The organism is Parvularcula sp. IMCC14364 (assembly GCF_030758415.1).
Lineage (GTDB): Bacteria > Pseudomonadota > Alphaproteobacteria > Caulobacterales > Parvularculaceae > Aquisalinus.
On record NZ_CP132334.1, the window covers coordinates 2488195 to 2511603 of the forward strand.

The following is a 23409-nucleotide window of genomic DNA, read 5'->3' on the forward strand; positions in this document are numbered from 1 at the left end:
TAATATGCGCTTACTGGACTCGCTGCACCAATCCTGTGACCATTGGACTGCCCCTGAAACAAACGGCTGCTTCGAGGGAGATATGAGGCAGGAGATATTCGCCGGAAGAAATCACACCGAAGGTGCCCGAAACCGAGATTTATCTGGCTGAAGGCATAAGGGTTGATGAAGTTGACGAAGCCCCTATTGAGCAGCAACCCTTGATTAAGGACCCAATCTTTGAGCGTATATAGACGCTCGTTTTAAGCCGAGGTTGGATTTTTAATAGGCACGAAAAGTATTTTGGGGGTATAAATGGGGGTACGTTCATATACTAAATTCTATATATTCTATATATTTCAATATATTATTTATTTATTTAGATGCCGCCCCTGGGGCACCATTTTTCATTATTCAGCTATTGCAGAATGCTTCACCTGCCCGGCGCGGGTCGCGCCAAGGGCTTTCAGAATGAAGTCGATATGCGTGTCCATGTGGCCTTCATCCGGCTCCCCCAGCATTTCCACAACCAGCACCGGATGGCACAGGCGGAAGATGCTCATATGCACACCCATGGCCGCAGCTTCGAGATCATCAACCTGAAATTCGCCGCTCTCCATTCCTTCACGGACGATTGAGCGGGTGATGTCCAGCAAGGCAACACGGTAGCGGCGGATTGCCTGCCAGCGCTCGTCTATGGCGCATGCCACCATGTCGTGAACGCGCTTTTTTTCTGTGAATGTTTCCAGCGTGCTCTGATGTACGGTGCTGAGCGCGGCAACAAGTTTACCGCGGGCTGTTGTTTCTCTGGCGATGGCGCTGCGCACGTCCTGAAGTTTTTCCGTCAACATGCGCTCGGCAATCGCTTCGTTGATGGCGCCTTTGGTACCAAAGAGCCGATGCACATTGGCTGAGCTGAAACCGCAGGCGCGGGCAATATCTGCGACCGTTGTCTTGTTATACCCGATATCGAGAAAAAGCTCTCTCGCTTTGTCCAAAATCAGGGTCCGGGCTTCGCTTTCACTTAGATTTACACGCGGCATTCTGAATCTCCAAGAAGAGCGGGACACTATCCATAATCGCTGTCTGTGTCATCTCAAATTATGACTTGTGACTTTTTTCATTATTTGTCATATATCATAAATTGACGATCGCCAAACAGGGATAATGCCATGCGTGGGTTTTTGAAGACATTGCAGCGAGTGACTTTGTGGTCTCTCAGTTTTGTGGTGATTGTTGCCATGGCAGCCCTGATGGGGACGGGCATCCTCTCCCTGAATGCTGGCGAAGATACTGAAACGGCCAGCCCGCTGCCGGTGGCCGTCGAAACCGCAAAAATTCAGGATCGCTATAGCGCGTCACGCCGCTTCCCCGGCAGGATCGAAGCAGCGCAGGTCTCTGACGTGGCCTTTCAGGTTGCCGGTGAAGTCGCAGATGTCAGCGCCCGAATTGGAGACCGCGTGACGGCTGGACAGGCACTGGCGCAGCTTGACCCGGTACGCCTGCGCAACAGACAACGGGAATTGCAGGCTGCCCTGGATGAAGCCGCTGCCTCCCTGACAAGAGCCGAGGCAACGATCAGCCGTATCGAAGGTCTGGTCGGCGATGGTTATGCGACCGAACAAAGTCTTGACGACATTACAGCGGAAAGAAATGCCCTGCGCGCCCGCGCCCGCCAGCTCGAACAATCCCTCGCGACAGCCCGGCAGGATCTGAACGATGCCGTCTTGCGCGCACCCTTCGACGGGGTTGTCGTCCAGCGTTATGTGGATAGTGGTGCAACGGTGAATTCGGGCCAGCCCATTGTGCGGATCAATGCCAGCGGCAAACTGGACGCCCTGATCGGCATTCCCGCAAGTTTTGCTGCCAGAATGCGCATCGGTGATACCCACACACTGGAAGCAGCAACCCTGTTCGCTGACGCAGAACTCACCGGGATTGGTGACGCGATCAACAGTTCCACACAAACCGTAACGGCACGCTTTGAAATTACCGAAGACCCCGGGTTTGTACCCGGCGGGCTGGTGCGCTTGAAACTGGATGAGGAGCGCCTTGCCACGGGCATATGGGTGCCTGCAACAGCGCTGAATGAAAGCTATCGCGGATTATGGTCCGTATACATTGTTATAGACAATGAAAACGACGACCAGATCATTGCACGCAAGGATGTGGAGATAATCCATATCGGAGATTCGCGTGTCTTTGTGACGGGCACACTTGAAGAAGGTGATCGCGTTGTCACGGCAGCACCATTCAGGTTTGTGCCAGGTCAGCGCGTGACGATTGTCGAAACGGCAACGACATTGCCGGGGGCGTCATGAGACCGTTCCTGTTTGACGCGCCTCGGGCACTGGCGCTTGTTATCCTGCTGATCTTCGTTGGTGGACTGACGGCGCTGTTCACCATGCCGCAGGAAGAAGATCCGAAGATCACCAATCGGGCCGCCACTATCCTGACGCCCTTCCCCGGGGCTGGCGCAGAAAGAGTTGAACGCCTTGTTACCCAGCGTATCGAAGACGAACTGCGCGAAATTCCGGAAATTGATACAATCAACTCAACATCACGCGTGGGCCTTTCCTCCGTCACCGTTGTATTGAACGATCTCGTGGAAGATACCGAAGGTGCCTTCTCTGAAATTCGCGATGCGGTTTCTGATGCTGCTGCAAGGTTGCCCGAAGGCGCGCTGGAGCCGGAATTTATTGATAATCGCGGCTATGCCTACACTGTCATCACGGCGTTGATCTGGGATGCCGAAAGTGATCCGAACCGGTTGATTTTGAAGCGGACAGCTGAAGAACTGCAGTCACGCCTGCGCGATGTACCGGGAACAGAATATGTTGCCATACACGGTACCTCAAGCGAGGAAATAGAAGTATCACTGGCAGGCGATATTGCGCAGTCCATTGACCTTGATGAGCGCGCTATAGCCCGGGTCATTGCCAATGCTGACTCAAAAGGATCAGCCGGTCAGTTCTTCGGGGAGACCAATGTCTACCCGATAGAAGTGCGCGGCGAACTCGACACGCTGGACCGGGTGCGCAGTATCCCTGTGTCATTTTCTGAAAATTCAGGCATCATCCGTATCGGTGATATCGCAGAAGTGCGCCGAAGCCTTGTCTCACCCGCTAGCAACCTTGCCTATGTGGACGGGCGCGCAGCGGTCGTTGTCGGTACGCGGATGCAGACAGGCCTTCGGGTCGGACAATGGTCTGAGCAGGTCCGCCAGGAACTGGCCGCATTCGACTCCGATCTTTCGCAAGGGATTGAACTGCGCACCATCTTTGACCAGGCAGAATACGCTGGTGAAAGATTCGGTACTCTGATTCTGAACCTGCTTTTCGGTGTGGGACTGGTGGTCATTATCCTGTTCTTTACCCTTGGATTCCGTTCGGCCCTGCTTGTCACCTTCGCAATCCCGATGACGGCGCTTGCCTCTCTGATGATGATGAATTTGATCGGTCAGCCCATCAATCAGATGTCCGTTACCGGACTGATTGTTGCGCTCGGTCTGCTGGTTGATGCCGCGATTGTCGTCTCTGATGCTGTCGCCCGACGCCTCTCGAAAGGCCTGAGTGCCCGGGCGGCCGTGGCTGAATCTGTGGAGCGTCTGTGGGTGCCATTGCTCAGCTCGACGATTACGACCGTGCTTGCTTTCCTGCCAATTACCTTATTGCCGGGTCCAGCCGGCGAGTTTGTCGGCCCCATTGCGGACAGTGTGATTATCGCGCTGATCTCCTCTTATCTGATCGCGATTACCGTCATTGCTGCACTGGCAGGATTGATTTTGCGCAAACCGCGACATCAACCAGAAGTCGCGACAGACGCCAACCCCGGGGGTGTGGGGTTGACTGTCCCTTTCATTGGCAGCGCTTTTTCATCTGTCCTCAAACTCTCTTTGAAGGCACCACGCCTTTCTATGATGGCAGCGATGGTCTTCCCGATATTGGGATTCATCGGAGTAACGACCCTGCCATCCCAGTTCTTTCCGGAAGCAGACAGAAACCAGTTTCATGTTGAGCTGAAACTGTCCCCTCAATCCAGCATTGAAGCCACGGTCGCCGCCACCAGAATAGCGGATGCCGTTCTGGAAGCGCATCCCGAGATTGTCTCCGCCGAATGGTTTGTCGGCTCTTCAGCTCCCTCCTTTTACTATAATGTCATCATGAATACTGACGGTGCCAAGGATTACGCCGAGGCAATGGTGACGACCCGCTCTCTCAAAGGCCTCAAGCAAATCCAGAGCGAGATGCAGGACGCCCTTGAGCGTGCTTTGCCGGATGTGCAGGTCCTTGTACGGACAATCGTTCAGGGGCCACCAACGGAGGCGCCGGTGGAATTGCGCATCACGGGCCGCGACCTCGGCACACTGCAGGAACTGGGCGAACAGGCACGGGCCATTTTTGCGGAGATACCGGAAATCGTTGCTACAGAAGCCTCCATACCGGGCGGACAACCAAAATTATGGCTTGAAGCAGATGAAGACAGCGCCCGGCAGGCAGGCCTGACCCTTGGACAGGTTGCCGGTGCCATGTCATCAAAACTGCAGGGAGCTCAGGGGGGCAGCATTATTGAAGGGGAAACAGAAATTCCCGTTATAGTGCGCCTGAGTGATCAGTACCGGCGCACATTTGATGAAGTCGGCTCCATCACCGTAACAAACCCTGCCGCCGCCGGGCAGGCGATTGCGGCAACGCCAGTCAGCAGTCTGGGTGAATTGAAACTGCGCCCTGCCCCGGCCACGATTACACATTACCAGGCAGAGCGCGTAAACCGTATCTCCGGCTATGTTCGGCCTGATGCGCTGCCTTCGACGGCTGTGGAAGCGTTTCAGAAACTGGCCGCAGAGCGGGATTTCACTATGCCCCCCGGCTATTCATACGGGTTCGGCGGTGATGCCGAAGCGCGCTCTGATGCCGTGGGCAACCTGCTTGCCTCGGTCGGCCTGATTGTCATTGCAACCATTGCCACGATTGTACTCACCTTTAATTCCTTCCGCCTCATGATAATCGTATTTGCTGTTGCAGGATTTGCGATGGGTCTAGGGATGCTGAGCCTGACTGTCTTTGGCTATCCTTTCGGCTTCCAGCCAATCATTGCATTGATGGGATTGATGGGAGTGGCAATCAATGCTGCCATCATTATCCTCTCGGGGCTGAGGAATGATCCGGCAGCCGTTGCCGGTGATATTGACGCGATCCGTGACGGCGTCCTTGAAACGGCCCGTCATATCACCTCAACGACTCTCACGACCTTTGCCGGGTTCCTGCCTCTCATCCTTTCGGAAGGTGGCTTCTGGCCACCATTTGCGACCGCCATTGCCGGCGGCGTCCTGCTTTCAACGATCGTCTCATTCTTCTTTGTGCCCCAGGCCTTTCTGGTTGTGACACGTGGGCGTCCTGTGCGTGCCTTCATAGACGGGCGTCCGGCCAAAATCAGCCTTGAAGGAGCACTCCATGCTTGAACTCGCTTATCTGTTAGTGCTGGGATCATCAGCGTCTGCTGAAACCATTGATCCTCTTGAGGCGCTCGCCACTTCCAATCCGGAAATTGCTGCCGCAGAAGCTGAACGCGATGCCGCACAAGCTGACCTGCGCGCAGCGCGCGGTGCCCTGCTGCCGCAAATACGCATCGAAGGACAGAGTGGAACACTGGAAGAAACCCTGCGGATTGATGGCATCCCTGGAGAGTTCAGCGGGACGCGCAACCCGAACAGTGCGGCCGCTGTACTGGAACAGGCCTTGTTTACCAGTGGGCGCGTTTCAGGCGCTATTGGCGGAGCTGCTGCCTTGCGCAATGCCGCTGAAGCCAATGCCGAAGCGACGCGGCAGGATATATTCCTCGCCGGTATCATTTCAACAGCCAATCTGGTCCGCGACAGGGAGATTTTGATTGTCCGGGAGCGGAACGAAACTCTGGCACAGGAGCGTCTTGCAGAATCCAGATCACGCCGCGAGCTGGGACTGGCAACCATCACGGACCTGAAACAGGCAGAAGCCCGAGCTGCGCTTGCAGAAGCTGAGCGTGTGGCAGCAGCGGGAGCCCTCGCACGTTCTGAAGCTGCCTATCAGCGCGTTTTCGGGCAACAGGCCAGCGCCGCGCTTGCCCTGCCAGTTGCGCCAGAAAATCAGCCAGCCTCACTTGAAGAAGCCATTGCGCTCGCCCTGCGCGACAACCCTGATCTGGCAACCGCAGAAGAAAGAGCGGACGCGGCCAGATACGCCATCCGGGAAGCGCGCGGCGCCCGCCTGCCACAAATCGGGCTTGAAGCCCGTGCCGCCTATGCCGATGGTGAGCGTTTTGGTGAAGCCCTTGGAGAAGCAGAGCAATATGGCGTCTTCCTGACCGGCCGTATGGCCCTGTGGAACGGCGGCAGCACTGACGCACAGACACGCGCCGCCAAAGCCAGATCATCCGCAGCTCGCAACCGTGTTCTGGCAACAGATCGTATCATTCGGGAACAGACCATTTCGGCTTTCAGCGACACACTCAGCAGCGCATCAGTTCTGTCAGCACGCATGGCACAGGTAACAGCGGCGCGTGAGGCCCGCAAGGGAGTGACCGAAGAATTCAAGGTGGGTCAACGGACACGCCTTGATATTCTGGATGCAGACCTTGAATTGGCCAATGCAGAAGTTGCCCGCATCAGTGCCGAGCGAGATCTGATTGTCGCCAGGTATTCGCTGAGCAGGCGTATTGGTGCACTTTAACCAGACTTGAGAAAATCCGCATAAATACCCTTGATTGCGATTATGTGATTGCGCACAAACACTGCAACAGAAAGTGCTGCCCATGACCGCTATCAACGACCCGATCACGTTGCCTTGTGGGGCGACCCTGAAGAACCGCCTGTGCAAGGCGGCCATGACTGAAGGCCTCGGCGATGACCATAACCGGGCCACGGAACGTCATGTCACGCTCTACCAACGCTGGGCCCGCGGCGGTGCCGGTCTGCTGCTGACGGGCAATATCATGGTCGACCGGCGCTATCTCGAAAGGCCCGGTAATGTGGCGATTGACGGTCCGCAGACTGCCGAACAGATGGCCGCCCTTGGACGTTATGCCTCGGCAGCAACCGAGCACGGCGCACATATCTGGGCGCAGATTTCCCATGCCGGGCGCCAGTCACCGAAGATCGTGGCCACTGAACCTGTTGGTCCCTCTGCCATCGAACTGGCCTTGCCTGGCGGACAGTTTGGCCGACCGCGCGCGTTGAGCGCGGAAGATATTGAAGACGTTATCAACCGTTTTGTGGAAGCAGCGCGTGTTGTGCAGGAGGCAGGGTTTACAGGCGTGCAAATCCATGCCGCGCACGGCTATCTGGTGTCTGAATTCCTGAACCCGCTGACGAACCTGCGCCGTGACGAATGGGGCGGCTCCCTTGAAAATCGCGCCAGACTGCTTCTGCGTATCGTCAGTAGCGTGCGCGATAAAGTCGGTCCCGATTTTCCCATTTCTGTGAAACTCAATTCATCCGATTTTCAGAAAGGTGGCTTCTCCCTTGAGGATTGCCTGCAGGTCGTCCGTTGGCTGAACGATACCAGTATTGACCTGCTTGAGATTTCTGGCGGTAACTATGAGCAACCCAGAATGATGGGCATTGAAGGTATGGAGCCAGTCTTTGAAGAAGGCATCAGCGCCTCAACCAGAGCGCGCGAAGCCTATTTTATCGCCTATGCCGAGAGAATTGCCGAAATCGCCACCATGCCATTGTTGGTGACGGGCGGTTTCCGCTCCCGCGCCGGTATGGATGAGGCGCTAACCAGCGGGGCTGCTGACGTGATCGGTCTCGGGCGACCATTATGCGTAGATACGGCATTGCCGGAACAGTTACTGTCAGGGGACGTTGCAAGCGCCCACTCTTATGAAAAGGAGCTGGCCATTGGTCCTGGAATTTTGGGCCCGGGTTCAGGCATTCCGCTGATCAAGGCATTGAACGGCTTTGGCGCGATGGCTTTTTTCTACCAGAACATTTTCAGACTTGCAGATGGCCTTCCCGCTAAGCGCAAAATGGCCCTTCTCCCGGCTTTTATCAAACATCAAAGCCACGAAGCCAAAGCCGCAAAAGCCCTGAAAGGGCGGTAGCTTCAGCCAGCCATTTTCTCTGTGGAGAGTTGAGTATCCAAGGCTGTAGCCAGCGCAGCAAAGGCATCGTCCTTTGTTGCAGCATCCGCATCAGGAGCATCGATACGTGGCAGGCAGACTGAAACGCGTGTGCCGGTGCCTTCTTCGCTGACCAGCCGCATCTCCCCATGATGCAACTCTGTGAGGGCGTGGCAGAGGGCAAGCCCGAGGCCAGTGCCTTTAGCGCCGCGCACGCCTTCCTTATGCGCCTGAGCAAAGCGTGCGCCGATGCGCTGCTGCGCTTCGCGGCTCATGCCGATGCCGGTATCACTGACAGACAACCAGAGATGGTCTTCATCATAACGCAAGCGCACAGTAATGCCGCCCTGACGGGTGAACTTGATCGCATTGGACAGAAGGTTGAGCAGGATCTGACGCACCGCGCGGGCATCAACAACAACCGCTGGCAGATCACGCGCTATATCGGCATTGAGATCCAGTCCTGCAGTTTCGGCGCCCAGCCTGCTGATTTCAACGCAATCGGTAATCAGGTTCTGCAGATCAACGGGCTCTTTATCGAGGGTAAATTTGCCCGCTTCCAGTTTCGCCATGTCGAGCAGATCCGACACGAGCGAGAGAAGGTGTTCGCCGCTTTTGTGGATGAGGTCGGCATATTCGGCATATTTATCGTGGCCGACGGGGCCGAATGTCTCGTTGCGCATCATGTCGGCGAATCCGATCATGGCGCTGAGTGGTGTGCGAATTTCGTGACTAAGGTCGGCGAGATAACCGGCTCTGGAATCTGCTTCTGTCTCTGCCTTGTCGCGCGCGGCGTGGAGCGCGAGATCGCGCTGACGGCGATCGGTGATATCCCGGATGATACTGCGTATGCGCCCGGCACGGTCTGCCGAGACGGCAATTTCCGTCCAGCGCACGCGGCCATCCGCTGTCAGGAATCGGCATTCCGTCCGGCCCTTTGATCCCTTTTCCGCAACTTCTGCGAAAAGCGACATGACACGCGCGCGGTCTGCAGGCGCGAGCATGTTGGTCAGGGATTTTTGGTTCAGGTCTTCAGGGGTGTGGCCGAGGAGATGGCGCACGGATTCAGAGACCCGGGTCAATCTGCCATCCGGCCGGTGCAGCGCGATCACGTCATCGCTGTCACCTGACCAGAGCCGGTCAGGATATGCGAAAGGCAGTATACTTTTAACAGCCCTGATCATCTTGGATTAACCTTTGACCAACAAATGTTAATGCTTCCTAAAGAGCCGCGGATTATTCTTTTGAGTGGGCGAAGTGCCTGTATTTATTGCGTTTTCAAGGACGGGCCCGCCGGTATCAGATAAATTTTTTGTTAAAGCCAAATTCAGTGATTCACTTTCCCCGAAATGTGTTAATCATCGTACCCGTGTTTGGGGTCAGTTGAGTTTAGGCAAGCGTAAGGAGACATTCATGTCAGGCAGGGCAGACAGGCAGCAGGATTTTTTTCAGCAGACCCGAAGAGTAACTCCCGCCAGAATGATAAAATCAGCAATAGCATCAATGACTTGCGCCGTCGCCGCTTTCGGCGCTGCGAGCGCGCAGACACTTGTGCAGCCTGAAATTACGCCCCTGGAGGCCCGCGCCGCCAAATATATCGAATTCCGGAATGACGCGCAGATTGTTGATGCCACCCCGATCGACAACGCTAATGTCTCGCGTGATGCCCATAACCGGCTTGCTTCTCATACACCGGAAGACCTTTCCTCCGGCTGGATCGCCTATGCGGCTCTGGTTGCGGCGGATACGCCCGCCTTTGTTGAATCCATCCAGGCTCGCGTAGCGCAAGACCGGGAAGGCTTTCTTGCCGAGCTGCGCTCCAACCCTACGTCCATCCGCAACCTGCCGGGCGCTGAAGCGGCTGTGGACGCGATCCGGATGATGTCTGCCAAGGATGCGACCTATATCGAAGGGATCGGGCAGCGTTATATCAGCGAAGCTTATGCCATGCAGAACAAGGGCTGGGCCAAACGGGCACTCAGCAGTGATGGCCCGACACGGCTTTATGAAGCCGAAAACTACTCCTATTCCCGGGCACGCATGGCAACGCCTGTACTGCCGGCCACTATGGCTGGCGGCGTGCGCACACCCGGCCTGCAACAGTTTGACCGGATGTGGGGCCCGGCCTGGTCATCCAGCGTGGCGACACCTATCCGCAATGCGCAGGCCCGGCCAATCATGACACGTGCGCTTGTTCTGGCTGCCAGATATTCCGTAGGCGACCTGACGGACTCGATCGTCAATGGCTATGCCAAAAGTGAAAACACCCGTCGCTGCTACTATTCTGCGAAACTGAATCTGGACCAATGTATCTCTGCCACCCGCACCTCCACAGAAGAAGTATTCTGTATTGGCAAGCACGGTCTTGGCGAAGTTTCTTCCTGCGTCGGCTGGGTCGCCAATGCAGGTGCCCGCTAGCGCTGGAGCAAAAAAGCCCTATATCTGACAAAGCCGTCCGCTATTCGGGCGGCTTTTTTTGATGAGCCTGACAGAGATGACCATACCTGACTTTCAAACGATCATAGATGATTTCTCCTTTCTCGATGACTGGGAGGAGCGCTACAAATATATCATCGACCTTGGCGGGCAGCTTGCCCCGCTGTCGGATGAAGAACTGACCGATACGAACAAGGTGCGTGGCTGTGCAAGCCAGGTCTGGCTGACATTTGATGACGTTGATGGCGGCATATTGAAATTCCGTGGCGAGAGTGATGCACATATCGTCAAGGGCCTGATCGCGCTCCTGATTGCGCTCTATGACGGGCAGACAAAAGCTGATGCTGCCCGCATTGACCCGAAAGCCGAGCTGGCCAAACTCGATCTTCAGGACCACATTACGCCGCAACGCTCTAACGGACTTGTCTCAATGATCGAGCGTATTCGTGCTCAGACCAGCGCCTGACGAAAGCTGCACATGCCAACCTCATCTCCTTTAACAAGGCAGGGTGAGGTTTTTTTTTCGTTGCCCGTTATCTCAGCTCACCGGCTGTCAGAATACTGTGCGGTGACCGGCTGGTCGCAATCCACGCCATGACCGTGCCGGCGATGGCGCCCAGCACGCCTGTGATACCAAGCACGGTTAAAAGTTCCGCCCACGCCACAACCCAGGTCGCTTCAAAAACCTGTACAACAAGATACCAGGCGGCAAAGAGGCCAATCAGGCCACCGGCAATAACAGCCACCAGCGCCGTCAAGGCAATTTCGAGACTTGTTGCAGCGACAAGCTGACCTTGATCTGCGCCGAGGGCACGCTGGATGGCACCTTCATAAATGCGGGCGCGCATCCCGGCGGTGAGTGCCGCAAAGCAGGCCGCTATGCCGGAAAAAAGGGCGACCAGCGCAATAACCCGAATGGCAACGGTCAACTGGCCAAAGATGCGCGCGGCTGCATCCAGCGCCTCCCGCACACGGAAGATTGTAATGCCGGGATCAATCCTTGCTACAGCCGCTGCCACAAGATCATCCTGAGCGGGAGACAGGCGCATGAGTACAATGCTGTTCGGATTTGCGGCTTCCAGCGTGCCGGGTGAAAACATCACGGCAAAATTGCCGCCAAAACCGCCCCAGTCCACACTGCGCAAATTGATCACCCGGGCATCAACCTGACGGCCCAGTATGTCAAAGGTGAGTATATCACCGACGCCGATGCCTGCTTCCTGAGCGACTTCGATTTCCAGCGACACCAGAAGCGCGCCGGTATAGTCAGCAGGCCACCACTCTCCCTCGACAAGCCGCTCCGGCTCGCGCGGCGTTGCCGCATAGGTCACGTCAAGACCGTCCTCCAGAAACCAGCGATTGTCTTCCATGTCATCCGGGTTCAGGCGCGCGCCATTGCGCGAAATCAATCGAGCAGAAATCATCGGTGTGCGCCGGTAATCCTCCGCCGAAAGGCCGGGAGCAGATTCTGCAACCGCTCTATCCACCGCCTCTACCTTGTCGAGGGGCACCTGAAACAGCACCATGGAGGGCACATTCTGCGGCGCAATATCCCTGATCTGAGAGATCAGGTTCGACTGTATCTGCACCAATGCAAAGAGCAGCGCTGCGCCAAGCCCCAGTGCCGGGGCAGAGCGCGGTGCGAGCGAGCCAAGACCGGCCAGCCCGGCCACGGCCTGCCCGGCAAAACCACCCACACGTGGCCGAAGCGCGCGCGCCGCCATTTGCACAAGCTTGCCAAGGCCCCAGAAAATGAAAAAGCTGACCGCTGCCCCAAGCCCAAGCACAAAAGCCATTTGCGGCACATCACTGGCAAGCGCCCCGATAATCAGTAACAGCACAAACAGGGCAAGGGCGCCCCCCCGTTCGCGCGCAGGTGTTGCCCCTTGCCCGGCGCGAAACAGGGAAGATGGCGGTGTCACCCGGCCTGCCCCGAGGGGCATCGCGGCAAACGCAAAGGCGGCGACAAAGCCGGCAAGAGCTGCATATATCAATGGCTCGGGGAAAATTGCCGCATTAGCTGGAAATGGAAGACGATCACCATAAAGTGCCAGAATGCCAAGAGGGGTCAGGGCACCGGCAACAAGGCCGATAATAATTGCAATCACGGCCATCAGGCCGATTTGAACCGCCAGAACCGCCTGCACCTCGCCGCCTGTCGCCCCCAGACTTTTCAGTGTTGCGATGGATTTCTGACGGCTTTCCACGATACCGCGTGCTGCGGCAGAAACACCAAGCCCGCCCGCGATGAGGGCCGACAGACCGATGAAGCCCAGAAACAATTCCAGTTGACCGATCACACCGGACAACCCGTTGACGCCCTGCTCTCTGGTCTGCACGTCTGTTGCATAATCCGGCCACGCTGCTTTGAAGTCCTCAACAAAGGCGTCCATGGTCGCACCATCATTCAACAGCACCCGATATTCTGTCTGATAGCGGAAGCCCGCCCCCAGCACACCAAGCGCCGGCATGGCCTCCGCTGAGACAATCAGACGCGGGGCGAAGGCAAAGCCGCTGGTCAATGTGTCCGGCAGCTTGGTCGCCTGACCGGTTATCATGATGCCGGATTGCGGGAGGGTCAGGCTGTCACCTGCCTGTGTTGATAATTCATTGAAGACACGATCAAAGGCCAGCGCCCCCCACTGATTATTTTTTCTCTCAAGCGCTTTGCGCCAGTCTGTCGCGCCGTCTGGCAGATCAACGCTGATGTCCCCCAGCAGGGGATAGTTATCCTCAATGAAAACCAGTTCCACGAGGCGGCGGGCTGCATCACTTTCGCCCATCAGGCGCACAACAGTCATTTGGGTCACTTGCCCGCGCGCCTGAAGCCAGGCCTCAGCTTCAGCTGGCAGGGTACGCTGGGCAAAGGAAAGACGAATATCACCGCCGTATAAAAGGCGCGACTCACCGGCAAGGCCGGTCTGGAAGGCTTTCGCGGCAGAACCAGAGGCCGCAATCGCAAAGATGCCTAGCACGAGACAGGTGATGAAGGTCGTTAGCCCTTTGGCACCGCCGCGCAAATCCGACAGGGCCAGAGACAGGATCAGCGGCCAGCGGATATCCATCAGGTCACCACCTTGCCATCTGCCAGCGCAATGATCCGGTCGCATTCTCCGGCCAGAGTCCGGTCATGGGTGACGAGCATCAACGCGGCATTCTGCGCGCGGGCTGTCTCAAACAACAACTCCTTGACGCCGCCGCCTGTGCGCTGGTCGAGATTACCTGTTGGCTCATCAGCAAAGATAATGTCAGGCTTGATGGCCGCTGCGCGCGCCACTGCAACACGCTGCTGCTCCCCGCCGGAAAGCTGGCGCGGAAAATGGCCGAGGCGATCGCCCAGGCCCACCCGGTTCAACGCCTCTATCGCCTGATCCCGCGCCCGGCCAGGATTTTTCTCGCCAGCCAGTTCGATGGCAGCGGCAACATTTTCCCGGGCTGTCTGATTAGGCAGCAGGTGAAAGGACTGGAAGATGATCCCGATGCGGCCACGGCGCAACCGGGCCAGGTCATTTTCACTAAGCCCGCCAATGTTACGCCCTAAAAGCTCCACTGTGCCGCCGGTAGCAGGTTCCAGACCGGCGGCTACCGCCAGCAGGGATGACTTGCCAGACCCTGACGGGCCGGTCACGGCCACCACTTCACCCTGACGCATGTCGATGCTGATACCCCGCAGGATTTCCACAGACCCCGCTGCGCCTGACAATGTCAGTTGCAGGTCGGTGGTCCGGAGAACGGTTTCGCCAGCAGAGGCCGGGATGACACGAAGTTTACTGGCCGTCATGCTGCAGACCTCTTATGGTTCTTGCGTGGCTGGATATGCCACGAACGTGCAAAAAGTTTCGGCGCTCTACCCTCAGGCAATCTCATGCGGCTTTCACTTTCAATTCTGTTTCTGCTTCTCACCGCTTGTGGCGAGGCGGCCCCTGATGTCACTGCGGGTGAGACGCGCCCTCCCGATACTTCAAAAGATATGGAAGTATTCGTACGGGTTACCACTGACAAAGCGTCAACTGACACTGAAAAATCAGACACTTTCAGACTTGTGATGTTGGGCGACAGCATCACCGCCGGTTTTGGTCTCAGCAATCCGCGCCTGCTGACGCAGAGCCTCGATGCGAAGCTCGATACATTCCCTACACGCGCACGCGGGGACATTGATGTGATCAATGCCGGGGTTTCCGGCGACAGGATGCAGGACGCTGCCGCACGATTCGACTGGTCCGTGGGGCCGGAGGTGGATGGGGTGCTGATAGCCCTTGGCGGCAATGATCTGTTGCGCGGCATCGACCCGGCTGTGACCAGAGCGGCCCTTGATGAGATGCTGGACAAGGCAACAAGCCGCGGGATCTGGGTTGGCATTGCGGGCCTGCGCGCACCTGGCAACGCCACGGCGACTTTTGCCGCAGAATACAATGCTGTTTTCGATGAGTTGAGCATGGCATATTGCGTGCCTCTGCTGGAAAATTTTCTGGCCGGTGTCATCGGTGACCCGGCACTGAACCAGCAGGATGGCATCCACCCGACCCCAGAAGGCGTAACGGTGATTGTCTCCACGCTCGGCCCCTGGTTGCATGAGGCGCTGCAAGGGGAACATGATCCGTGTTGAGTCATTTCAGAAACACCACCTGAAGGCGTTTGCCGCTGGCGGTTTTGATCAGTGGCAGATCCTGCATGTCTTCGCCGCCAACGATGCGTGCTTTCAGCACGTCGGCTGCCGGTCCTTCGATCGGCTCCTCCGCCACGGCCTGCAGTGACGGCACACCGATTTCTGCGACGCGCGCCTTGATATGACGGGCCATGAGATCCAGCATGATGTCGGCATATTCATCATCGCGCAGGTCCTCAACCCTGGCACAGGCATGAGAAACCGCATTGCGGCTGCGCTCGAATGCCTGACCCGTCTGTTTCTGGGAGATGCGGCAGGTAGTATGCAACATATACATTGCCACCATGCGTGCCCGGGCGACATATTCCCGCCCGCGCGCCTTTGAGTGGATCATCTCCGGCGCGATGTCGAACGCATCGGCCACAATATCTCGGACCACGGCGGCACAGGCATCCCGCCACAATATCTGCATCTGGTCATATGTTTTCATCCAGTCGGGCTGGTTTTCCATTGTGCAACGCTCCCGCCGCCAGTTGCGGCCTCATCCAATCGGGCGACCGACCATAAGGCCTGACAGAGGGGGGCACATAAGTTTCTGGTCCACCATCCCAGCAATTAGAACATATCACGAACATTCGATGGTGGGAAGGGGCAATCCTGCAATCAGATCAGGGGGGCGTTGCCGGTTTCAGCACGGAGCAGAAAATGCTTGTTGACCAGCAACAGGTGGCCCTGCTTGCGCAACTGCCCAAGCGTACGGCTGAGCGTTTCCAGCCGCAGGCCAAGATAATCTGCAATGTCCTGACGCGGCATTGGCAGCGGTACCAGCCGGCCGCGCGCCGGATCATCATGCCCGATGGCGCGATCCACTATCTCGATGAAATACTGAACTCGTTCGATGGCAATTCGCTTGCCCAACAGGACAATATGTTCCTGCGCCCGGTGATATTCATGCTGGGCGCGGTGCAGAAGTCTGTCTGAAACAGCGGGCGCGCGCTCCGCCGCCTGATCGAGAAAGCCATGGGTGAAGCGGCATAGGTAACTGTCTTCCAGGGTTTCTGCCGTGTAGGCCGCCGTTTGCGTCTTGCGCATACCGAGCATATCGCCCGGAAACAGGAAACCGGTGACCTGGCGCCGACCATCCTCCAGTTGCTTGCTGAGGCGGATGCTGCCTTTCACCAACACAAAGAGCGTCTCATTTGGCTCACCTTCTGTCATCAGTGCCGTACCGGCCTGGGCATGTCGGCGGGCCATGCGCTGTTCGACTTCTGGCAGGTCCTTCTGGTGCATCGCCGTACAGACGGACCGCTCGCGCACAGAACACAAGGCGCAGCCAAGCGAGCGACTGACGCGGGTACCCTCTTTCGCATCTCTCGGGCGAAGTGGCAGATTCATGATTCCTGTCCCTTTCAACGGGGACAATGTGGCCTGAGAAACTTCCGGATTCGATGATCTAGATCAAAAAAGGTCCGGCCCTTTTTCCTATCTGAAATCTGACAGTTACAGCAAAGAAATGGGGACTGACCATGATGATCCGAACTGCATTACTGACAACCGTTGCCCTTGGCAGCATGATTCAACCCGCTTTTGCCGGCGACGGCGACTGGCTGGTGCGGGCCCGCGCCATCAACGTGGCACCGCAGGAAAGCTCTGGCGATGTACTGCCGATGTTTGCGGGCGGTTCTGTTTCTATCGACGATGCGTGGGTGCCAGAACTCGATTTCACGTATTTTTTCAATGAAAACTGGAGTGCCGAATTGATCCTCGGTACCAGCCCGCATGATCTGCACGGGGAAGGCATTCTGGCACCACTTGGCAAGATTGCCGACGTGAAAACCCTGCCGCCAACCCTGACGCTGCAATATCGTTTTGCACCGGGTGAAAAATTCCAGCCCTATGTCGGCGTGGGTCTGAACTACACCATTTTCTATGATGCAGACGCCACCGATAATCTGACCAACGCGGTCGGCCCTACGGATATTGATCTTGACGACAGTTTCGGCATTGCCCTGGCGGCCGGGCTTGATATTCCGCTCAATGAGAAATGGTCTGCCAATATCGACGTGAAATACATCCAGATGGAAACAACCGCGACCCTGAACAGTGGCGGTGCCATCAACAAGGTTGATGTCGATCTGAACCCGGTCGTCTTCGGTATTGGCCTTGGGTATCGGTTCTAAGTCCCTCCCCGAACCCATAGCTTACGGGAGCCCCATGCACATCTCACCTCCCCCCTTTCGACAAGGTGTGCAGACGGGCTCCCGCTTTTCCAATGTCAGAATAATCAGCTCGTCAGGAAGGTGACGATCAGCATCACGGCCAGAACAATGGCCGTAAACAGAGCCATGAAGCCCACCGGCCATGACCGCGCCAAAGCCCCTTCGGGCCCGTGGGTCGCATACATGCCACGGATGATCGCCTGCGTGACACTGACTGTTGCCCCCCAGAATGTATGCCAGATCGAGGCAACAACACCTATACCCCACATCAACAGCTTGCGGCCAGGCACACGCCAGAACCAGTCCACATCCAGATTCCAGGAACGGATTTCCGCCGGATACAGACGGTATTTCACAAGCAGTGCAAAAGCGAGAATGGCGAATAGCAGGAGCTGCATCTGCGTGACCACATGAGCCGCCGTGTAGGCAGTGTATTTTGCTTCAAACGGTAAAAGGGCGAACAGATATTGCGGCTGTATCCCGATAAACACGCACAAGAAGGCAGCGATCGCCATAGCGATCATCATCGGTGCGGGCGCATCTTTCGGGCGCGCCTTGCCGGTGACAGATGGGGCAAACTGGTCATGGGCGAAGAAGGCAAAATACGGGATCTTGATGCCGGAATGTTCCAGCACACCAGCACTGGCGAAAAGCAGTATGAAATAAGCGACCAGCAGGTGCGCCTCGGACGCGGCCAGCGTGATCATCGACTTGGCAACGAAACCGGAAAACAGCGGGAAGGCCGAGATCGACATGGCCCCGATGATGCAGAAAATGGTCGTCCAGGGCATCGACTTGTGCAGGCCACCAAGTTCTGTCGCCTTGGTTGTCCCGACACGGACGAGCACGGCCCCCATGCTCATGAACAATAGCGCCTTATAGAGAATATGCACAAAGGCATGGGCGGCGGCGCCATTTAGCGCCAGCGGCGTGCCAATGCCAATGGCGCAAACCATGAAACCGACCTGGTTATTGAGCGAATAGGCCAGCACCTTGCGCAGGTCGTTTTCGATCAGTGCGAAAAATACGGGGAAAGCTGTCATGGTCGCGCCAATCCAGATCAGGATATCTACCCCGGCAAAGCCACGGGCCAGCGTGTAAACCGCCAGCTTGGTGGTGAAGGCTGAGAGCATCACAGCGCCGACCGCGCTGGCCTTCGGGTAGCTGTCCTGCAGCCAGGTATGCATGATCGGGAAGGCAGCCTTGATACCGAAGCTGATAAGGATCAGGATGGCAACCGGGTTCAGCGCTCCATCCTCGAACCGCCATGTGAAGGCGTTGAACGCAAGGTCATTGCCCTGCCCCAGATGCACAGCAATGCCCGCCAGCAGAAACAGGCCCGACAATACCTGGATCACGAGATAGCGCATCCCGGCCTTGAACGCGGCATGGCCACCACCGGCCCAGACGATGAACACGGATGAAAGGGCCGCCAGTTCCCAGTAGACAAAAAGCGTAAGCAGGTCACCGGCCAGCGCCCCGCCAATAGCAGCCCCAGCATAGATGAGCCCCATGGAGGCTTCGAGCCGGGTGGCGTGTTGCCAGCCATAGATGACATTAATGAACGCGGCGATATGGAAGATCACCGCAAAGATAAAACTGAGCTTGTCGATTCGCACACCCACCATGTCCAGCGACATGAAACTGGATGTGGCGAAAAGCGCGCCTTCCCCGACGGCTGGCACCTGATAGCTGAGCAGATGCAACAGCCCGAGAATGACAGCCCAAAGGCCAATCACGTTCCGGAACAGTTGCGGCAGGAAGGCGATGGCAATACCGGCAATGATCGTAATCAGAGCCGGGCTGATGTCTGGTGACAGGAAGGAAGGGATCATGCTTCAATCTCCTTGTCGTCGCCTTCAGCCTCCGGCGAGTCATAATAATCTTCCGGGCGCATCAGAATTTTGCGCAAATGCTGACCAACCAAGACAATGAAGGAGAAACTGACAAAACCGACCAATGCGTAAAAGGCCGGGAAGTTGTCCGCCATATTGCCAAAAAAGGCGGCAATACCGGTCTTGTCCTCAAAATGCGGTTTGTAAACGAGTTGCCCCTGTGCAGCGAGCAGGAAGCCCGCACTGGCAAACAAGACACAGCCGATAATCAGTAAAAGCCAGATCACACGGATTGTGCCCGGCTTTTCCCAAACGGATTTTTCATCCTCACGGATTTCAGGATGGTCCATTATTGCACCCCTCCGGCAATCAGCGGTTCAAGGTAATTTGTCAGTGGCCCCATTAGGAAGAACAGGATCACGGTGCCAATGCCAGTCAGGATCAGTGGCAGCAGGCAGAAAAACGGTGCTTCGGTAACTTCGCGCGGTTTTGCACCGCCACCAAGGGGCGGGTCCATGAAGGCCCGCACGGCCGGGGCCAGCAGGTAAACAATGTTCATAAGGCTCGACAGGATCAAGACACCGATCAGCAGCAGGTGTTGCGATTCCACGGAACTCAGCATCAGGAAGAATTTTGGCCAGGCACCTGCCATAGGCGGCAGACCAATGATCGAGCAGGCCCCGACGATATAAACCGTCCAGGTAACCGGCATTTTCCACCCGGTGCCCCGCATATCCGAGATCAGGGATTTATGCAGCGAGACATAGATCGCGCCGGCGCACATGAAGAGCGTCATTTTGCCAAGGGCATGGGCAGCAATCTGTGTGGCTCCCCCCATCACGCCCATGGACGTCGCGAGCATGGCGCCAAGCGTCACATAGGAAAGCTGGCTGACCGTGGAGAAGGCGAGGCGCGCCTTCAGGTTATCCTGCGTCATGGCAATGGCAGAGGCCGCAAGGATGGAAAAAGCAGCCAGCCACATGATAACATCGGAGGCTGTCCCGGCCGCCAGAAAATCTATCCCGAAGACATATACAGCGACCTTCAGCACAGCGAACACACCGGCTTTCACAACGGCGACAGCATGAAGAAATGCTGATACAGGTGTTGGTGCGACCATGGCATTGGGCAGCCACGGATGGATCGGCATCAAAGCCGCCTTGCCGATACCGAAAGCATAAAGCAGCAGCAGGACCATCACCACCGGCGAGTTGGCGTCGAGGCGTTCGCTGAGTATTCCACCAAGGGAAAACTCTGTTGTGCCGGTCAGCACCCAGGTGAGGATGATGGCGGGTAACAGAAGACCAATCGACGTGCCGAGCAAAATACCCAGATAGACCGAGCCGCCCTTGCGGGCTGCTGCATTCTCCTTGTGCGTCACCAGCGGGAATGTGGAGAGAGTCAGAATTTCGTAAAACAGGAAGAAGGTCAGCAGGTTTGCCGCATAGGCGATGCCCAGCGCCGCCATGATTGCGATGGCGAAACACATATAGAACCGGGTCTGGCTCTTTTCGTTCGTGCCCCGCATATAGCCAATCGAATAAAGAGAATTGATGATCCACAATCCGGAGGCAATGAGGCCGAACATGGCCCCCAGTGGCTCGACCTGGAACGACAGCTTGAGGCCCGGCATGATCTCAAGAAATTCAAAGCCGGGCTGTGCTCCCTCGCCTACAGCAGCAAAAATTGTCAGCGCCATGTAGAAAGTGATGACGCCGGTAATGAGGGTCACACCCTCACGGATATTCGGGTGCCGGTCCGCCAGCATGATACCCAGCAAGCCGAAGACAGGCACAATCAATGCGAGATAGACAGCCATGTTATGGGAGACGAGAGACAACATCAGTATGCGCCCCCGCAGCCAGCCGTCATGCAGATCAGGGATTCTGCTGCCTGATGCGCCACATCAACCGTCAGATCGGTGTGGAAGAAGAAGTAGAAATTCGCGAGCACCATCAACCATAGCGCAACACGCATCGTGTACGGCGCTTCAGGTATGGCGGCTGCCCCTTCCGGCGGCTGTTCAAGAACCATCGTATAGATGAGGCGACCGATATAGACCGCCGCCAGCAACGAGCTGGCACCGATCAACAGCACGACCAGCAACGGATCTATAAAAGTAGAGGTCTCGAAGGCCGCTTCCATCAACTGGAATTTAGAAATGAACCCGACCGTCGGCGGCACGCCAACCAGACTGAGACCTGAAAGGATCAACCCCCAGGCTGTCCAGGGCATCCGCTTGGCCAGTCCCCTGAAAGCATGGAAATGGCTGGAGCCAAGGCGCAGGACGACGCACCCAACCCCCATGAACAGAGCAGCTTTCATCAGCGCATGATTGAAAATGTGGATCAGGGAGGCGGCAACGCCGTCCACGGTGCCAAAGGATATACCCAATAACATATAACCAATCTGGGCGATCGAGGAATAGGCCAGCATCTGTTTCACATTGTCGCGGAAGACAGCCACGATCGAGGCATAGAACATGCCGGTGATACCAAGAATGAGGAACGCATTCAGGGCCACTTCCAGAAACGGGAATTCAAATCCGAAGACCGAAAACACATAGCGCAACATCAGATAGAGCTGCACCTTGGTCGCTGTCGCAGCCAGAAACGCCGAGATTGATGACGGGGCATAGCAATAGGCATTTGGCAGCCAGAGATGCAACGGCACCATGGCCAGCTTCAGACCAATCCCGGTAATGATGAAGGCAAAGCCTGCTTCAACCACCTTATTATCCTGATTGGCCAGCCGGTCATGAAGGTCAAGCAGGTTCAGCGTGCCTGTCGCCTGATATAAAAGCCCAAGACCAATGACATAAAAGGTCGCGCCAATGGTGCCCATGATCAGGTAGTTGAATGCAGCCGTCAGGGCACGGCGATCCTTGCGCGCGCCCATGGCGACAAGCGCGTAGGTGGAGAGCGACGAGATTTCCAGAAAGACGAAGACATTGAATGCGTCACCCGTTCCGGCAACACCCAGCAGTCCGGTCATGCAGATCAGGAGCGCCGTGTAAAAAGCGGGTATCTGGCGGCGGTCAATTTCTGCTTCAACAGATGTGCGGGCATACGGAAAGACAACCGACGCCATGGCGGCAACCAGCATCATGATAAGCGCATTGGCCAGGTCGATATAATAGGTAATCCCAAGCGGCGCGGCCCATCCCCCCATTTCATAGACAATAGGGCCGGAATGCCAGACCTGATCGAGCAGAAGAATGGTGCAGATCAGCGTGGCCCAGCTGACAAGCGAGGCCCAGAGCCAAGGCGTTGTGCCGGGGCGCATCAACAGCGCAATCGGCGCGGCAATCATCGGGATGACGACTGGCAACGCTGGCAGATGTTCAAGACCGGGGGCTATACTCATCAGGCCGCCTCCTCCGTGATGGGACGGCCAAACTCAGCCTTGTAATCTTCTGCTTCCAGCTCATCTTCTTCAATCGTGCCATAGGCTTCCTGAATGCGCACGGCCAGAGCAAGGCCCACGGCTGTTGTTGCAACACCAACAACAATCGCCGTCAGGATCAGGACATGCGGCAGCGGGTTCGAGTACAGAATTTCACCAGCATAAGCTGCTGCCTCACCGGCATAATCTGCCCCATGGGGATCACCATCATGAGCGCCGCCGGTCTGGTGCAATGTATTGGCGTGATCACCCGCATGATCAGCAACATCCGTGGGCAAATCGTGCAGGGATGTGGATGCCTGGTTGAGTGTGTCGCCAGCCGCCAGCCCTGCTTCCCCCTGCAACTGATTGGTGGCATCTGCAAATTCTGCCGGCACACTGCGCAACGCGCTATCGGCTGCCTGCGCCTCATCTCCTGCGGAACGAATAGCTGCCTCCAGGTCGTTGCCCGGATAAACGCTGCTCGCGGCTGAATGATCGCCCTGGCCCTGGCTGGCTGGGCCCTGGCTGGCTGCGCCCTGACCAACTACGCCGTGGTTGGCTGTGTCATGCGCCTTGTCGTAATCAGCGCCATTGCCTTTACCATGATCATCTCCGTGGCCATCGCCATGCCCGCCGCCATAGCCGCCAAGCAGAATTGGCGCGGTACCGCCCGCAACCTTGCCAACGGTAATATAGAAAATGAAAACGGATGTCTGGAAGATATTGAGGCCGATGATCGTCTTCACCAGGTTGCCCCGACTGAAAACAATATACAGACCTATCATCATCAGCGTAATGACGATCAGGTAGTTATAACGCTCCAGGATAAACTCGATCATCACCAGCC

The 23409-nt window shown here is 56.7% G+C and carries 19 protein-coding genes; 8 read left to right on the forward strand and 11 right to left on the reverse strand.

What is annotated here, in order from left to right; translation table 11 throughout:
• Positions 1-389: 389 nt before the first annotated feature.
• Positions 390-1022: a TetR/AcrR family transcriptional regulator gene (locus tag RAL90_RS11490; RefSeq protein WP_306250731.1), complete on the reverse strand. Its 633-nt coding sequence runs from the start codon at positions 1020-1022 to the stop codon at positions 390-392.
• 129 nt (positions 1023-1151) lie between these two features.
• Between RAL90_RS11490 and RAL90_RS11495 the strand changes: the two genes are divergently transcribed.
• From RAL90_RS11495 to RAL90_RS11510, 4 genes are all read left to right on the forward strand, one after another.
• Positions 1152-2300, forward strand: a complete 1149-nt coding sequence (locus RAL90_RS11495) for an efflux RND transporter periplasmic adaptor subunit (RefSeq protein WP_306250733.1) — start codon at positions 1152-1154, stop codon at positions 2298-2300.
• Complete coding sequence (locus RAL90_RS11500; RefSeq protein WP_306250735.1) at positions 2297-5440, forward strand: efflux RND transporter permease subunit; 3144 nt, start codon at positions 2297-2299, stop codon at positions 5438-5440. The genes RAL90_RS11495 and RAL90_RS11500 overlap by 4 nt, the downstream gene beginning before the upstream one ends.
• Positions 5433-6686, forward strand: a complete 1254-nt coding sequence (locus RAL90_RS11505) for a TolC family outer membrane protein (protein WP_306250737.1) — start codon at positions 5433-5435, stop codon at positions 6684-6686. The genes RAL90_RS11500 and RAL90_RS11505 overlap by 8 nt, the downstream gene beginning before the upstream one ends.
• A gap of 82 nt (positions 6687-6768) precedes the next feature.
• The gene (locus RAL90_RS11510; RefSeq protein WP_306250738.1) at positions 6769-8061 is read left to right on the forward strand and encodes an NADH:flavin oxidoreductase/NADH oxidase family protein; all 1293 of its coding nucleotides are present in this window, start codon (positions 6769-6771) and stop codon (positions 8059-8061) included.
• A 2-nt stretch (positions 8062-8063) separates the two neighbouring features.
• Here the strand turns inward: RAL90_RS11510 and RAL90_RS11515 are convergent, their stop codons facing one another.
• Positions 8064-9263, reverse strand: coding sequence for a PAS domain-containing sensor histidine kinase (locus RAL90_RS11515; RefSeq protein WP_306250740.1), 1200 nt, complete (start codon positions 9261-9263; stop codon positions 8064-8066).
• A gap of 319 nt (positions 9264-9582) precedes the next feature.
• On the opposite strand from RAL90_RS11515, the gene RAL90_RS11520 reads away from it, so the two are divergent.
• Complete coding sequence (locus RAL90_RS11520) at positions 9583-10497, forward strand: hypothetical protein (protein WP_306250742.1); 915 nt, start codon at positions 9583-9585, stop codon at positions 10495-10497.
• Between the two features lie 61 nt (positions 10498-10558).
• Positions 10559-10981, forward strand: coding sequence for a SufE family protein (locus RAL90_RS11525; RefSeq protein ID WP_306250744.1), 423 nt, complete (start codon positions 10559-10561; stop codon positions 10979-10981).
• A gap of 67 nt (positions 10982-11048) precedes the next feature.
• Here the strand turns inward: RAL90_RS11525 and RAL90_RS11530 are convergent, their stop codons facing one another.
• Both RAL90_RS11530 and RAL90_RS11535 read right to left on the reverse strand, forming a co-directional pair.
• Positions 11049-13580 (reverse strand): ABC transporter permease, encoded by a 2532-nt coding sequence (locus RAL90_RS11530; RefSeq protein WP_306250746.1) that lies wholly within the window; start codon positions 13578-13580, stop codon positions 11049-11051.
• Entirely contained in the window at positions 13580-14296 is a 717-nt protein-coding gene (locus RAL90_RS11535; protein ID WP_306250748.1) for an ABC transporter ATP-binding protein, read from the reverse strand. The genes RAL90_RS11530 and RAL90_RS11535 overlap by 1 nt, the downstream gene beginning before the upstream one ends.
• 84 nt (positions 14297-14380) lie before the next feature.
• Here RAL90_RS11535 and RAL90_RS11540 point away from each other — a divergent pair, with 84 nt between their 5' ends.
• Complete coding sequence (locus RAL90_RS11540) at positions 14381-15121, forward strand: arylesterase (RefSeq protein ID WP_306250750.1); 741 nt, start codon at positions 14381-14383, stop codon at positions 15119-15121.
• A 1-nt stretch (position 15122) separates the two neighbouring features.
• On the opposite strand, the gene RAL90_RS11545 is transcribed toward RAL90_RS11540, so the two are convergent.
• Both RAL90_RS11545 and RAL90_RS11550 read right to left on the reverse strand, forming a co-directional pair.
• A complete protein-coding gene (locus RAL90_RS11545) occupies positions 15123-15632 on the reverse strand; it encodes a helix-turn-helix domain-containing protein (RefSeq protein WP_306250752.1) in 510 nt (169 codons plus the stop codon).
• A 152-nt stretch (positions 15633-15784) separates the two neighbouring features.
• Positions 15785-16516: a Crp/Fnr family transcriptional regulator gene (locus tag RAL90_RS11550; RefSeq protein WP_306250754.1), complete on the reverse strand. Its 732-nt coding sequence runs from the start codon at positions 16514-16516 to the stop codon at positions 15785-15787.
• A gap of 131 nt (positions 16517-16647) precedes the next feature.
• On the opposite strand from RAL90_RS11550, the gene RAL90_RS11555 reads away from it, so the two are divergent.
• Entirely contained in the window at positions 16648-17301 is a 654-nt protein-coding gene (locus RAL90_RS11555) for an OmpW family protein (protein ID WP_306250756.1), read from the forward strand.
• Positions 17302-17405: 104 nt separating this feature from the next.
• On the opposite strand, the gene RAL90_RS11560 is transcribed toward RAL90_RS11555, so the two are convergent.
• From RAL90_RS11560 to RAL90_RS11580, 5 genes are read right to left on the reverse strand one after another with little or no spacing between them, the layout of a single operon-like run.
• Entirely contained in the window at positions 17406-19175 is a 1770-nt protein-coding gene (locus tag RAL90_RS11560) for a Na(+)/H(+) antiporter subunit D (protein ID WP_306250758.1), read from the reverse strand.
• Positions 19172-19525, reverse strand: coding sequence for a hypothetical protein (locus tag RAL90_RS11565; protein ID WP_306250760.1), 354 nt, complete (start codon positions 19523-19525; stop codon positions 19172-19174). Before RAL90_RS11565 ends, RAL90_RS11560 begins: the two co-directional genes overlap by 4 nt.
• Positions 19525-21018 carry a proton-conducting transporter membrane subunit gene (locus RAL90_RS11570; RefSeq protein ID WP_306250762.1) on the reverse strand — a complete coding sequence of 498 codons (1494 nt, stop codon included), beginning with the start codon at positions 21016-21018 and terminating at the stop codon, positions 19525-19527. The genes RAL90_RS11565 and RAL90_RS11570 overlap by 1 nt, the downstream gene beginning before the upstream one ends.
• The gene (locus RAL90_RS11575) at positions 21018-22541 is read right to left on the reverse strand and encodes a monovalent cation/H+ antiporter subunit D family protein (protein ID WP_306250764.1); all 1524 of its coding nucleotides are present in this window, start codon (positions 22539-22541) and stop codon (positions 21018-21020) included. Before RAL90_RS11575 ends, RAL90_RS11570 begins: the two co-directional genes overlap by 1 nt.
• Positions 22541-23401 carry a sodium:proton antiporter gene (locus RAL90_RS11580; protein WP_306250767.1) on the reverse strand — a complete coding sequence of 287 codons (861 nt, stop codon included), beginning with the start codon at positions 23399-23401 and terminating at the stop codon, positions 22541-22543. The genes RAL90_RS11575 and RAL90_RS11580 overlap by 1 nt, the downstream gene beginning before the upstream one ends.
• Positions 23402-23409: the final 8 nt, after the last annotated feature.

What these genes read in the sequence shown, in the direction of transcription:
- RAL90_RS11490 (WP_306250731.1), bottom strand. Translation starts at nt 1,022, where the DNA reads ATGCCGCGTGTAAATCTAAGTGAAAGCGAAGCCCGGACCCTGATTTTG.
- RAL90_RS11495 (WP_306250733.1), top strand. Translation starts at nt 1,152, where the DNA reads ATGCGTGGGTTTTTGAAGACATTGCAGCGAGTGACTTTGTGGTCTCTC.
- RAL90_RS11500 (WP_306250735.1), top strand. Translation starts at nt 2,297, where the DNA reads ATGAGACCGTTCCTGTTTGACGCGCCTCGGGCACTGGCGCTTGTTATC.
- RAL90_RS11505 (WP_306250737.1), top strand. Translation starts at nt 5,433, where the DNA reads ATGCTTGAACTCGCTTATCTGTTAGTGCTGGGATCATCAGCGTCTGCT.
- RAL90_RS11510 (WP_306250738.1), top strand. Translation starts at nt 6,769, where the DNA reads ATGACCGCTATCAACGACCCGATCACGTTGCCTTGTGGGGCGACCCTG.
- RAL90_RS11515 (WP_306250740.1), bottom strand. Translation starts at nt 9,263, where the DNA reads ATGATCAGGGCTGTTAAAAGTATACTGCCTTTCGCATATCCTGACCGG.
- RAL90_RS11520 (WP_306250742.1), top strand. Translation starts at nt 9,583, where the DNA reads ATGACTTGCGCCGTCGCCGCTTTCGGCGCTGCGAGCGCGCAGACACTT.
- RAL90_RS11525 (WP_306250744.1), top strand. Translation starts at nt 10,559, where the DNA reads ATGAGCCTGACAGAGATGACCATACCTGACTTTCAAACGATCATAGAT.
- RAL90_RS11530 (WP_306250746.1), bottom strand. Translation starts at nt 13,580, where the DNA reads ATGGATATCCGCTGGCCGCTGATCCTGTCTCTGGCCCTGTCGGATTTG.
- RAL90_RS11535 (WP_306250748.1), bottom strand. Translation starts at nt 14,296, where the DNA reads ATGACGGCCAGTAAACTTCGTGTCATCCCGGCCTCTGCTGGCGAAACC.
- RAL90_RS11540 (WP_306250750.1), top strand. Translation starts at nt 14,381, where the DNA reads ATGCGGCTTTCACTTTCAATTCTGTTTCTGCTTCTCACCGCTTGTGGC.
- RAL90_RS11545 (WP_306250752.1), bottom strand. Translation starts at nt 15,632, where the DNA reads ATGGAAAACCAGCCCGACTGGATGAAAACATATGACCAGATGCAGATA.
- RAL90_RS11550 (WP_306250754.1), bottom strand. Translation starts at nt 16,516, where the DNA reads ATGAATCTGCCACTTCGCCCGAGAGATGCGAAAGAGGGTACCCGCGTC.
- RAL90_RS11555 (WP_306250756.1), top strand. Translation starts at nt 16,648, where the DNA reads ATGATGATCCGAACTGCATTACTGACAACCGTTGCCCTTGGCAGCATG.
- RAL90_RS11560 (WP_306250758.1), bottom strand. Translation starts at nt 19,175, where the DNA reads ATGATCCCTTCCTTCCTGTCACCAGACATCAGCCCGGCTCTGATTACG.
- RAL90_RS11565 (WP_306250760.1), bottom strand. Translation starts at nt 19,525, where the DNA reads ATGGACCATCCTGAAATCCGTGAGGATGAAAAATCCGTTTGGGAAAAG.
- RAL90_RS11570 (WP_306250762.1), bottom strand. Translation starts at nt 21,018, where the DNA reads ATGTTGTCTCTCGTCTCCCATAACATGGCTGTCTATCTCGCATTGATT.
- RAL90_RS11575 (WP_306250764.1), bottom strand. Translation starts at nt 22,541, where the DNA reads ATGAGTATAGCCCCCGGTCTTGAACATCTGCCAGCGTTGCCAGTCGTC.
- RAL90_RS11580 (WP_306250767.1), bottom strand. Translation starts at nt 23,401, where the DNA reads ATGATCGAGTTTATCCTGGAGCGTTATAACTACCTGATCGTCATTACG.